This is a genomic window from Cupriavidus pauculus, from assembly GCF_002858765.1.
Classification (GTDB): domain Bacteria; phylum Pseudomonadota; class Gammaproteobacteria; order Burkholderiales; family Burkholderiaceae; genus Cupriavidus; species Cupriavidus pauculus_B.
In genome coordinates this window covers 270,449-282,973 of record NZ_PJRP01000009.1, presented here as the reverse complement: position 1 = coordinate 282,973, position 12,525 = coordinate 270,449, and the positions used below count along the sequence as shown (strand labels likewise).

Annotated in this window: 11 protein-coding genes; 5 read left to right on the top strand and 6 right to left on the bottom strand. The window is 63.8% G+C overall.

What is annotated here, in order from left to right; translation table 11 throughout:
• Positions 1–26: 26 nt before the first annotated feature.
• From CYJ10_RS19940 to CYJ10_RS19920, 6 genes are all read right to left on the bottom strand, one after another.
• Entirely contained in the window at positions 27–1,229 is a 1,203-nt protein-coding gene (locus CYJ10_RS19940; RefSeq protein ID WP_101683178.1) for a DUF2863 family protein, read from the bottom strand.
• Between the two features lie 86 nt (positions 1,230–1,315).
• On the bottom strand, positions 1,316–1,450 hold the full coding sequence (locus CYJ10_RS34870) for a hypothetical protein (protein WP_257993429.1): 135 nt from the start codon (positions 1,448–1,450) through the stop codon (positions 1,316–1,318).
• Between the two features lie 219 nt (positions 1,451–1,669).
• Entirely contained in the window at positions 1,670–4,375 is a 2,706-nt protein-coding gene (gene acnA, locus CYJ10_RS19935) for an aconitate hydratase AcnA (protein WP_101683177.1), read from the bottom strand.
• 201 nt (positions 4,376–4,576) lie between these two features.
• Entirely contained in the window at positions 4,577–5,131 is a 555-nt protein-coding gene (locus CYJ10_RS19930; RefSeq protein WP_101683176.1) for a hypothetical protein, read from the bottom strand.
• A 239-nt stretch (positions 5,132–5,370) separates the two neighbouring features.
• Positions 5,371–6,351, bottom strand: coding sequence for an HpcH/HpaI aldolase/citrate lyase family protein (locus CYJ10_RS19925; RefSeq protein WP_101683175.1), 981 nt, complete (start codon positions 6,349–6,351; stop codon positions 5,371–5,373).
• A 129-nt stretch (positions 6,352–6,480) separates the two neighbouring features.
• A complete protein-coding gene (locus tag CYJ10_RS19920; protein WP_101683174.1) occupies positions 6,481–7,464 on the bottom strand; it encodes a malate dehydrogenase in 984 nt (327 codons plus the stop codon).
• A gap of 413 nt (positions 7,465–7,877) precedes the next feature.
• Between CYJ10_RS19920 and CYJ10_RS19915 the strand changes: the two genes are divergently transcribed.
• From CYJ10_RS19915 to CYJ10_RS19895, 5 genes are all read left to right on the top strand, one after another.
• Positions 7,878–8,723: a GntR family transcriptional regulator gene (locus tag CYJ10_RS19915; RefSeq protein ID WP_101683173.1), complete on the top strand. Its 846-nt coding sequence runs from the start codon at positions 7,878–7,880 to the stop codon at positions 8,721–8,723.
• 372 nt (positions 8,724–9,095) lie between these two features.
• Entirely contained in the window at positions 9,096–9,506 is a 411-nt protein-coding gene (gene sdhC / locus CYJ10_RS19910; protein ID WP_101683172.1) for a succinate dehydrogenase, cytochrome b556 subunit, read from the top strand.
• A gap of 10 nt (positions 9,507–9,516) precedes the next feature.
• Positions 9,517–9,882 carry a succinate dehydrogenase, hydrophobic membrane anchor protein gene (sdhD, locus tag CYJ10_RS19905; protein WP_066733321.1) on the top strand — a complete coding sequence of 122 codons (366 nt, stop codon included), beginning with the start codon at positions 9,517–9,519 and terminating at the stop codon, positions 9,880–9,882.
• Between the two features lie 3 nt (positions 9,883–9,885).
• A complete protein-coding gene (gene sdhA / locus CYJ10_RS19900) occupies positions 9,886–11,664 on the top strand; it encodes a succinate dehydrogenase flavoprotein subunit (protein WP_101683171.1) in 1,779 nt (592 codons plus the stop codon).
• A 33-nt stretch (positions 11,665–11,697) separates the two neighbouring features.
• A complete protein-coding gene (locus CYJ10_RS19895) occupies positions 11,698–12,399 on the top strand; it encodes a succinate dehydrogenase iron-sulfur subunit (protein WP_008649360.1) in 702 nt (233 codons plus the stop codon).
• Positions 12,400–12,525 lie beyond the last annotated feature (126 nt).

The following is a 12,525-nucleotide window of genomic DNA, read 5'->3' as shown; positions in this document are numbered from 1 at the left end:
TTTCGTTGAGGTGCGTGTGCGACGCCTTAGTGGAACAGCGGCTGCTGGGTCGGGGCATCCTCGGGCAGTTCGGCGTGGACGATCTCGCCGGAGCGGTCCGCATAGAGCGGCGTGCCGCAATCCTCGCAGTATTCCGGATCGAACAGCGCGGCATGGCGGAAGATGTCCTCGACGCCGGCGTTGCGCAGTTCCTCGCAGATCTGCTCCACCGGATTGCCTTTCTCCTCAGCGTCGATCTCGCCGGACTCGCGGCCGTACACGGGCCAGACGATGCCGTAGATCACATCCTTTTCGCCGCGCATCGTGAAGCCCACGCGGTATTCCTCCACCACTTCCTCGCCAAAGCCCGCCACCACGGCGGCCAGCTGGCCGGCAGGGATGTCGAGCGTGCCGCACAGGTAGTTCACGGCGGCGCGCACGGTCAGCGGGCGGATGCTCTTGTCCGATTCGCGGCACGACAGGAAGAAGGCGTCGGGCAGCAGCAGCTCGAACTCGCAGCCCGGCAGCAGCACGGCCACGGTCGGCTGCACCTGGTTGCGCCATTGCTCCAGGCATACCGAGCGCTCGGCGTGGTGTTCCTTGGCGTCTTCCTGCCAGCGGAACAGCGCGCCCTCATGCGGCGCCACCACCACGGCTAGCAGGTAGCGCGGATCGGCCAGGATCGGGGCCGTCTCGGGCAGGTCGCGCAGATCCACCTTGGGCATCGATCCCGCCATCGCGGCCGACGCCAGCTTGTGCGTCAGCGCAAACGTGTCGCTATGGCTGCGCGGCAGCTGGTCGATGCTGTAGAGGTAGGGGGACAGGGATACCTTGGTGTTGGTGGCCAGCACGTGTGCCTGCAGGTGTACCGCCAGGGTCTGGGCCAGTTCGGGCTTCAGCGCGCCGGACGGAATGGCATAGCGGGTGTGGGCCAGGATCGGGGCGGCGATCAGCAGGGCGTCATGCTTGACGCCGTCAATCTCGATCGTTGCCGATTCGGCCAGCGTCTCGGCCTGTTCGGCCAGCACGTCGGACGCATCGGCGTTGTGCTTGAACAGGTGTTCGAGCGCCGCGTCGAGGGCGGTCTGGCTGCCGTTCTTCAGCAGGCGATAGAGCCGCTGGGACAGCCGGCGCTCCCAGTATCCGTCCTCCATGCGGCTGCCCGAGGCGTCCAGGGCCAGTGCATCGGCCACCAGGCGCTCGGCGTCGGGCGAGAGTCGGGTAGAAGACTTGGGGCGAAAACCTGCCATAGATAGAAAGCGTCCGTTTTTTCGTAAAACGGTATTCTACCCGCTGCGTTGACGGCTGCAGTTGTCGCGAACCCTTGATGGGCCGCTTACTTCTGCGCAGCGGGGGCGTGCGATTCGGTGGTGTGCGATTCGCCGCCCATCGACACGTCGCCGCCGCCCTTGGTCAGCAGGTACAGGGCCGCGCCGGCAATGACGACGAATGCGATCAGGATCTTGACCATCTGTTGTCTCCGAGTCTGTAGGTATAGGTCACGCCGCGAGGCGTGCAGACCAGTCTTGCAGCGCAGCCTTGCGCAAAACTTACGCGCCGGGGTGGGGATTACCCGCAAGACGCCCGGCAAGACGCCCGGCAGGTGGGCAAGCAACGCACAAAAAAAACCGCCGCCCCGCGTGAGCGGAAGCGGCGGTTCAGGCCACCGGCGGTACGCCGGCAGCGCCGGTTACGCCACCAGCAGTTGACGCAGCACAAACGGCAGGATGCCGCCGTGGTTGTAGTAGTCGACCTCGATCGGCGTATCGATGCGCAGCAGCACCGGCACGCGCTGCGTGTCGCCGTTGGCGCGGTGGATCACCAGCACCACATCCTGCTGCGGCTTCAGTTCGCCCTCGATGCCTTCCACGTCGAAGGTCTCGTTGCCGATGATGCCCAGCGACTGCACGCTGTCGCTGCCCTTGAACTGCAGCGGCAACACGCCCATGCCCACCAGGTTGGAACGGTGGATCCGCTCGAAGCTGCGTGCGATCACGGCCTTCACGCCCAGCAACTGGGTGCCCTTGGCCGCCCAGTCGCGCGACGAGCCGGTGCCGTATTCCTCGCCGCCGAACACCACGGTGGCCGTGCCTTCGGCGATGTACTTCATCGCGGCGTCGTAGATCGACATCTCGTCGCCGGTCGGCTGGTGCAGCGTAATGCCGCCTTCCACGCGCGATCCGTCGGTCTTCGGCGGGATCATCAGATTCTTGATGCGCACATTGGCAAACGTGCCGCGCATCATCACCTCATGGTTGCCGCGGCGCGAACCGTAGCTGTTGAAGTCGGCCTTGAGCACGCCGTGCGACAGCAGGTACTTGCCCGCCGGTGACGTGTCCTTGATCGAGCCGGCCGGCGAGATGTGGTCGGTCGTCACCGAATCGCCAAAAACGCCCAGTGCGCGGGCGCCACGGATCGTCACGGTCTCGTTGCTCGGCTCGAGCGTGAAGTCCTGGAAGAACGGCGGCTCGGCAATGTACGTCGACGTGGGCCAGTCGTACACCTGACCCTTGGTGCCCTGGATGTTCGCCCAGAGCTTGCTCGGCTTCTTCACCTGCTCGTAGTTGCCCTTGAACGTCTTGGCGTCCATCGCGTACTTCAGCAGCGCGTGGATTTCTTCCGACGTCGGCCAGATGTCGCCCAGCCAGATGTCGCGGCCGTCGCGGCCCTTGCCGACCGGCTCGGTCATCAGGTCGCGCGTAACCGTGCCGGCGATGGCGTAGGCCACCACCAGCGGCGGCGAGGCCAGGAAGTTGGCGCGGATGTTCGGGTGGATACGGGCTTCAAAGTTGCGGTTGCCCGACAGCACGGCCGCGGCCACGATGTCGTTCTGGACGATGGTCTCGTTCAGGGCCGGCGTCAGGTCGCCCGCGTTGCCGATACACGTCGTGCAGCCATAGGCGGTCACGCCGAAGCCCAGCTTTTCGAGGTAGGGCAGGAGACCGGTGGCGGTCAGGTATTCGGTTACCACGCGGCTGCCGGGGGCCAGCGACGTCTTGATGTGCGGCGCCACGTTCAGGCCGGCTTCCACCGCCTTCTTGGCCAGCAGGCCGGCGGCCAGCAGCACGCTCGGATTCGACGTGTTCGTGCACGACGTGATGGCCGCGATCAGCACATCGCCACTCTTGACCTTGACGCCGTCGGCGTTGACAAATTCGCGGCCCAGGTCGGCGGCGTCCTTGTTGAAGCCGTTTTCGGCCACGGGCTTGGAGAACAGCGACGCGAACGTGCTCTTCACATGGCCAATCTCGATGCGGTCCTGCGGACGCTTCGGGCCGGCCAGCGACGGTGCCACGGTGCCCAGGTCCAGCGTCAGGGTCTTGGTGTAGTCGATCTCGCCGGCGCGCGGCACGCCGAACATTTCCTGGGCGCGGAAGTAGCCCTCGAACGCGGCGATTTCCTCGTCGGTACGAGCCGTGCCACGGAAGTACTCGATCGTCTTTTCGTCCACCGGGAAGAAGCCCATCGTGGCGCCGTATTCCGGAGCCATGTTGCCGATGGTGGCGCGGTCCGGCGTGGACAGGCTGGCCGTGCCTTCGCCGAAGAACTCGACGAACTTGCCCACGACTTTCTCGCGGCGCAGCATTTCGGTGATCGTCAGCACCAGGTCGGTGGCGGTCACGCCTTCGCGCAGGCGGCCCTTCAGTTCCACACCCACCACGTCGGGGGTCAGGAAGTAGACGGGCTGGCCCAGCATGCCGGCTTCGGCCTCGATGCCGCCCACGCCCCAGCCCACCACGCCGATGCCATTGATCATCGTGGTGTGGGAGTCGGTTCCGACGAGCGTGTCCGGATAGTAGACGCCGTCCTTGTTGTGGACGCCGCGCGCCAGGTATTCCAGGTTCACCTGGTGGACGATGCCGAAGCCCGGCTGCACCACGCCGAACGTGTCGAACGCCTGCATGCCCCACTTCATGAACTGGTAGCGCTCGTTGTTGCGCTGGAATTCCAGCTGCATGTTCAGGTCCAGCGCCTTCTTCTCGCGGAAGTGGTCGATCTGCACCGAGTGGTCGACCACGAGGTCCACCGGCACCAGCGGCTCGATCTTCTTGGGGTTCTTGCCCATCTTCTCGGCCACGTTGCGCATGGCGGCCAGGTCGGCCAGCAGCGGCACACCGGTGAAGTCCTGCAGCACCACGCGCGCCACCACGAACGGAATCTCGTCCACGCGGTCGGCGGTGGGCTTCCAGTTGGCGAGCTGCCTGACGTGTTCTTCGGTGACCTTCTTGCCGTCGCAGTTGCGCAGCACCGATTCCAGCACCAGACGGATGGAGACCGGCAGACGCTCGATCTTCACGCCCAGCATCTTGCCCAGTTGGGGCAACGAGTAATACTGGCCGGAGCCGCCCGTGGCGAGTTTGAATTCCTTGAGGGTGTTATTGAGATTGTGGGGCATTGCCTGACTCCAATCGAGGGATGACGCGGGACTCTGCTTGTGGATGCTTTTTCTTCAGACCCCGGTGCGCGAAAGGGTTCCGCCGCCATGCATGCGGCGCGGCCGGCAAGGACCCGGACGCGGACCGTTACAACGATTCGGTGCAGCTGGTGCCCGCGCGACGCCGATGCGGCATCGCGCGGGGTAAGGCAAGGTGAGACTTTACTGCTTCGGCGCGGCTTGTGCAGCAGGCTGGGCGGCGTCAGCCGGCTGGGCGGCCGGTTGGGCCGGGGCCATCAGCAGCGGCGTGGACACCGGGGCGCGCAGCGCGCCGGCTTGCGTCGGGGCCGAACCACCGGCTTGCATGTCGGCGTTCTGGCATTCGTCAGCCAGGCGCTGGCCTAGGTTCTTGTTGAACAGCATGGCCTTGCTCGGGATCACGACCAGATCCAGACCCGAGGCCTGGTCGAAGTAGCGGTCGGCGCCGGTGACGGTGCTCTGGCGCGGCAGGCGGTAGTTGCGGCCGTCCCAATGCACGGTGATCACTTCGTCGCGCTGCATGTTGCCGTTGATCCAGATGGCGTGGCCCAGTTCGCACTGCCACTTTTCGCCCGTGGGCTGCACGGCTGCAGGCGCGGCGGCGGCCGTCTTTGCGTTCGACTTCTTGGCGGGCGCCTTCTTGGTGGCAGCCGGCTTCTTGGCGGGTTCCTGGGCCATCGCGGCGCCGGTGGTCAGGGTCAGGGCGCCAATGCAGGCTGCCAGCACGAGTTGTTTCATGTGGGTTCCTTCCGGATTGCTTGGGTAGTCAAGAGGCTCGTTGTGGTGAACAGTCCGGGGGGCGTTCCGCAAGTGTCACGGGGCGTCCCGGCAACTTTCCGCCGCTATTCTCTACGATTTGTCTGACTGGGCGAAGCCCGTCGGATATTGGTTACACAATCGCGCGCGGATGGTTTGTCATCGGCCACTTGCTGGCAAAAATGAGCAGTTTTCGCGTGTGATCGCGGGGTGTTGCACGCTCAATCAAAGAACAAATCGCTCACGGGCGGTGGCAGCCGCGTGCCCGTGGCGTGGGCCCGCTGCAACAGCGACCAGTAATAGCGGTAGCTGGCGCGGTCATGCAATTGCCCCTCGTGGCGGATCGGGGCCCAGTTGTTTTCATGGGCGGCCAGCAAGATCTGGCTGGCCGCGCCGATCTCGCCGTCGCTTGGCCGGAATGCGGCCACGATCGGCTCGATCTGGCCCGGATGGATGCTCCACTTGCGCAGGTAGCCGAATTCGGCGCGGGCGCGCAGCGCGTCGTCGCCGGCGCGCTCCGGCTGCTGCACGTCGGTGCTGACGTTGTGCGACGGCACCTTGCCATGGCGATGGCAGGCGGCGGAGATCTCCAGCATGGCGCGGCGAATCAGCGGATGCTCGAACTGCTCCGGCGACCGCATGGCGTCGCCCGGAATGGCGCCGTGGTGGGCGGACACAAAATCCATTAGCCCGAAACTGAGGCATTCCACCTGCACCAGCGACGCGATGTCGAATACCTGTTCGAGTGCTGAATGTGTCTCAATAAGCACATGAATCGGGATGTGGCGGGCGATGCCGGCCGCGCGGGCCACCTGGTTCACGTGGTCGGTCACGCGTGCCACTTCGACCACATCGGTGACCTTCGGCGCCACCACGTAAGCTAGGCGGGCGCCGGCGGCGGACACCAGGACATCCACGTCGTCGCGCCAGCTTGGGTGCGCCGGGTCGTGGATCCGCACGCCCACGCGGTTGTGCTGGTTGTCGGCGCTGTTGATCAGCTGCGCGCAGAGCTGGGCATGCTCGCGCTCCAGCCCGACGGCGGCGCCGTCCTCGCAGTCGAACGTAATGTCGAACACGGGCCCAAGTGCTTGCTGCAGGGCAAGCGATTTGCGCATGAGCTTTTCGCTGCCCGCATAGTGGTCACAGACCGGCAGTTGCACCGGAATGGCTTCGCCCTGGAACAAGACCTCGGATGGATGCACGTTGATATACGTATGGAGCGGGGGGTTATTGTGAAGACAAAACGGCTGCCCAAATGAAAAACCGGGGTCCGCGCCGACTTTCAGATCGATGCGGACCCCGGTTTCATGAGCGGGAAGCTCTAGCGAAGATCAGCCCAGCAGGTGTTGCACGCCGGCACGCTCTTCTTCCAGTTCCTTGAGCGTGATGTTGATCTTTTCCTGGCTGTAGGCGTCGACTTCCAGGCCTTGCACGATTTCGTACTTGCCGTTGGCCGTGGTCACCGGGTAGCCGAACATGACGTCCTTCGGAATGCCGTATTCGCCGTTCGACGGGATGCCCATCGTGACGACCTTGCCGTTCGAGCCCAGCACCCAGTCGTGCACGTGGTCGATGGCGGCGTTGGCGGCCGAAGCAGCCGACGACAGGCCGCGCGCTTCGATGATGGCGGCGCCGCGCTTGCCGACGGTCGGCAGGAACACGTCGTTGTTCCACACCGGATCGTTGATCATGTCCTTGACGCTCTTGCCGTCGACGGTGGCGTAACGGTAGTCGGCGTACATCGTCGGGCTGTGGTTGCCCCAGACGAACATCTTCTCGATCGACGACACCGGCTTGCCGGTCTTGGCGGCGATTTGCGACAGGGCACGGTTGTGGTCCAGACGCAGCATGGCCGTGAAGTTCTCGCGCTTCAGGTTCGGCGCCGACTTCATGGCGATGTAGGCGTTGGTGTTGGCCGGGTTGCCGACCACCAGCACCTTGACGTCGCGGCTGGCGACTTCGTCCAGGGCCTTGCCCTGCACCGTGAAGATCTGGGCGTTGGCTTCGAGCAGGTCCTTGCGCTCCATGCCCTTGCTACGCGGACGGGCACCCACCAGCAGGGCGACGTCGGCGTCCTTGAAGGCAACCTTGGGGTCGTCGGTGATGACCACGCCGGCCAGCAGCGGGAACGCGCAGTCTTCCAGTTCCATCACCACGCCCTTGACGGCGGCCTGGGCTTGCGGGAGGTCGAGCAGTTGGAGGATGACCGGCTGGTCTTTGCCGAGCATGTCGCCGTTGGCGATGCGGAACAGCAGGGAATAGCCGATCTGGCCAGCGGCGCCGGTGACTGCGACGCGCATTGGGGCTTTAGCCATGAGTAAGTCTCCAAACGAAAAGAGGGGGTAACCGGTCGGTGGCAACTGGCCATCCAGGGTATGGAGCGGGCCGGCGCATCACCGGGAGCTGGTTCGCGTGTCGCCACGGGGCAGGCGGGCATCCGCCGGGAGCCCGCGGTCTGCCGTGGGGCCGCGACGAGGAGCGCGCGGGCCGTGGGCAGGCGTCGAGGGCGACAAGGCGTAAGTCTACTACTGCTGTGTGGTGCGCCGCATCCGTAAGGCTTCAAAAGGTGGGCAGGTAGCCCGGAAGAGACCTGGCAGAGGCGGCAGCGCGGACCTGCGCGAGTGTAGGGTGAGCCCTCATTGATGTCAATTCATATGTCTTATATAAGACATAAGACATTTCATAGTGCGCTGGACGCGATTCTCGCTTTTGTGGTTGAATCCGGGCTATGTCTTCCCTGCCCACGTCCCCGCTCGCCGCCGCCGCCAATGGCGCGCCGGAATCTGGCGTCCCACAGAGCGGTGCCGGGGCGCAGTCGTCCGCGCCCGCGTCGGCCAATGCTGCGGCCGCAGCCCCGTCCCCCACGTTCAGCCCACTCTACCAGCAGATCAAGGCCCTGATCATGCAGAGCCTGCAGACCGGCGAGTGGAAGCCCGGCGAGATGATCCCGAGCGAAATGGATCTGGCCGCGCGCTACAAGGTCAGCCAGGGCACGGTGCGCAAGGCCATCGACGAACTCGCCGCGGACAACCTGGTGGCACGCCGCCAGGGCAAGGGCACGTTTGTGACGACCCATCACGAGGATGTGGTCAAGTTCCGCTTCCTCCGCCTGGTACCCGACGAGGGTGAACCCCATTACGGCGCCAGCCGCGTGCTCGAATGCAAGCGGCTGCGGGCCCCGGCCGAAATCGCCCGACTGCTCGATATCCGCACCGGCGACAGCGTCGTGCAGATCCGCCGCGTGCTGACATTTTCCAATGAAGCCACGGTGCTGGACGAAATCTGGCTGCTGGGTACCAACTTCAAGGGCCTGACGGCCGAGAAGCTCAATGAGTGGAAGGGTCCGATGTATGCGCTCTTCGAGGCCGAGTTCGGCACGCGGATGATTCGCGCCACGGAAAAGATTCGGGCGGTTGCTGCCGATAACACAGCTGCCGAGCTGTTGTCCGTGGCACCCGGGTCCCCGCTGCTTTCGGTAGAGCGTGTGTCGTTTACCTACGGTGACCGCCCGGTGGAAGTTCGCCGTGGGCTGTATGTCACGACGCGCCACTATTATCAGAACGACCTGAGCTGAAGTGTCATGACCATGGAAAGTCTGTCCACTACGCTGACTATTGTCATGCGTATATGGGACATGCGCCGACCATTGTCATTCGTGAATGCAATGGTCGGACAATTCGTGTCTGGAGTGGTGCGCGCATTGTCGCGTGCGATTGTCGGGCACGCCGCGCTGGTGCGTGATAGTCGAAAATTATTGGTGCGGCGCGCAACAAAGGCGCTAAAATCACGTCGATTTGCTCCCCTGCATCCATTTGCATCCAGCGGACCCACACGCTTGATGCAATCTGGTGCATTCACGGTAACCGCTGTGCGGCGCCAATGCAATCGGGGGTAATGGCAGTGTCGTTCTTTTGCAGTTTTCTTTTCATCGCAAATGGGGTCTCGCATGGCTGAAGCCGCCAAACAAGCCAGGCCGGAGTTCCGGAACATCGGTATCGCGCAAATCTCGCGCTACCGGTTGCCCTGGGCCGGCAAGGTATCCATCCTGCATCGCGTAAGCGGTGCCATGATGTTCCTCCTCCTCCCTTTCGTTCTGTACCTGTTCGAGCAGAGCGTCACCTCCGAACTGAGCTTCGCCAAGTTCTCGGCCCTGCTGTCCAACGGCTTCGTCAAACTGGTGATCCTGGCGCTGATCTGGGGTTACCTGCATCACTTCTGCGCCGGTATCCGCTTCCTGCTGCTGGACGTTCACGTCGGCGTCTCGAAGCCCGCCTCGGCCACGTCGGCCAAGGCTGTGCTGGTCGTCAGCCTGCTGCTCACCCTGGTTTTCGGGCTGAAGCTTTTCGGCCTGTTCTGAGGAGAGTCACGTGGCAAATAACAATATCGGTCCCAAGCGTCTTGTCGTCGGTGCGCACTACGGTCTGAAAGACTGGCTCGCGCAACGCGTTACCGCAGTCATCATGGTGGTGTTCACCGTGGTGCTCGCCGTGGTGTATCTCGCCTTCGGCAATCCTTCTTACGAAGGCTGGTCGGGTCTCTTCGCCAACCAATGGATGAAGCTCCTGACGTTCCTGACCATCCTGTCGCTGCTGTTCCATGCCTGGATCGGCATTCGTGACATCTGGATGGACTATGTGAAGCCGATGGCCGTGCGCCTCGTGCTGCAAGTTCTTACGATTCTGTGGCTCGTCGGTTGTGCGGGCTACGCTGCTCAGATTCTCTGGAGGGTGTAATAAATGGTCGCAGTCAAGACTGGATTGCCGCGTCGCAAATTTGACGTGGTCATCGTCGGGGCGGGCGGCGCCGGGATGCGCGCATCCCTCCAGCTCGCGGAAGCCGGCCTGAGCGTGGCCGTGCTGTCGAAGGTTTTCCCGACCCGCTCGCACACCGTGGCGGCGCAGGGCGGTATCGGTGCCTCGCTTGGCAACATGAGCGAGGACAACTGGCACTACCACTTCTACGACACCATCAAGGGCTCGGACTGGCTGGGTGACCAGGACGCCATCGAGTTCATGTGCCGTGAAGCCCCGAAGGTCGTGTACGAGCTCGAACACTTCGGCATGCCGTTCGACCGTAACGCCGATGGCACGATCTACCAGCGTCCGTTCGGTGGCCACACCGCCAACTACGGCGAAAAGCCGGTGCAACGTGCTTGCGCCGCCGCTGACCGTACCGGCCACGCGCTGCTGCACACGCTGTACCAGCGCAATGTGCGCGCCAAGACGCATTTCTTCGTCGAGTGGATGGCACTCGACCTGATTCGCGACGAAGAAGGCGACGTGCTGGGCGTGACCGCGCTGGAAATGGAAACCGGCGAAGTCTATATCCTCGAAGCCAAGACCACGCTGTTCGCGACCGGCGGTGCCGGCCGGATCTACGCGGCTTCCACCAACGCCTTCATCAACACCGGTGATGGTCTGGGCATGGCGGCGCGTGCCGGCATCCCGCTGGAAGACATGGAGTTCTGGCAGTTCCACCCGACCGGCGTGGCCGGCGCGGGCGTGCTGATCACGGAAGGCGTGCGTGGCGAGGGCGGCATCCTGCGTAACAAGGATGGCGAGCGCTTCATGGAGCGCTATGCCCCGACGCTGAAGGATCTGGCGCCGCGTGACTTCGTGTCGCGCTCGATGGACCAGGAAATCAAGGAAGGCCGTGGTTGCGGCCCGAACGGCGACTACGTGCTGCTCGACCTGACTCACGTCGGTGCCGAGACCATCATGAAGCGCCTGCCGTCGATCCGCGAAATTGGCATGAAGTTCGCCAACGTCGACGCGATCAAGGAACCGATCCCGGTCGTGCCGACCATCCACTACCAGATGGGTGGCATTCCGACGAACTTCCACGGTCAGGTCGTGGTGCCGAAGAACGGCAACCCGAACGAAGTGGTCAATGGCTTCTACGCGATCGGTGAGTGCTCTTGCGTGTCGGTGCACGGCGCCAACCGCCTGGGTACCAACTCGCTGCTGGATCTGGTGGTGTTCGGCCGTGCCGCCGGCAACCACATCGCTGCCAACGCCAGCAAGCAGAAGGAACACAAGCCGCTGCCGGCCGACGCCGCCGACCGCGCCATGGCCCGTCTGGCCAAGCTGCAGGCAACGACCTCGGGCGAATACACCCAGGACGTGGCCAACGACATCCGCCGCAACATGCAGTCGCATGCCGGCGTGTTCCGTACGCAGAAGCTGATGGACGAAGGCGTGGAGCGCATCCTCGAAGTGGCTGAGCGTGCCAACAGCATCCACCTGAAGGACAAGTCCAAGGTCTTCAACACCGCACTGGTGGAAGCCCTGGAAGTGGCCAACCTGGTGGAAGTGGCCAAGGCCACGATGATCTCGGCCGCGGCCCGCAAGGAATCGCGTGGCGCCCACGCCCACAGCGACTTCCCGAACCGCGACGACGACAACTGGCTCAAGCACTCGCTGTTCTACAGCGAAGGCAACCGTCTCGACTACAAGCCGGTGAAGATGCAGCCGCTGACGGTGGAATCGGTTCCGCCGAAGGCCCGTACCTTCTGATCCCGCCTCGTAGAGAAAACAGGACCCACAGAAATGAAGCGTATTTTCGAAGTCTACCGCTACGATCCGGACAAGGACGCCGCACCCCGCATGCAGACCTACGAGGTTGAACTCGACGGTCACGAGCGCATGCTGCTGGACGCACTGGTCAAGCTGAAGAAGCTGGACGAAACCATCTCGTTCCGTCGCTCGTGCCGTGAAGGCGTGTGCGGCTCGGACGCGATGAACATCAACGGCAAGAACGGCCTGGCCTGCCTGACGAACATGCGCGAGCTGCCGGACCGCATCGTGCTGCGTCCGCTGCCCGGTCTGCCGGTGGTGCGCGACCTGATCGTCGACATGACGAACTTCTTCAAGCAGTACAACTCGATCAAGCCGTTCCTGATCAACGACGAGCCGCCGCCCGAGAAGGAGCGTCTGCAGTCGCCGCAGGAGCGTGACGAGCTGGACGGCCTGTACGAGTGCATTCTCTGCGCCAGCTGCTCCACGTCGTGCCCGTCGTTCTGGTGGAACCCGGACAAGTTCGTTGGCCCGGCCGGCCTGCTGCAAGCCTACCGCTTCATCGCGGACAGCCGCGACCAGGCCACCAGCGAGCGTCTGGACAACCTGAACGACCCGTACCGACTGTTCCGTTGCCATAGCATCATGAACTGCGTCGACGTGTGCCCGAAGGGCCTCAATCCGACGAAGGCGATTGGCAAGATCAAGGAACTGATGGTTCGCCGCGCTGTTTAATTGCCCGGTATAAACTGCCTTCTGCGCCCCCGCCGTTCGCGGTGCAGACAGGCAGTCTGCAGTGATGCAAGTTGATGTAAGCGGCGCGTCAGCCCGATGCGGTATCAAATCGGGCTGGGCGCCGGT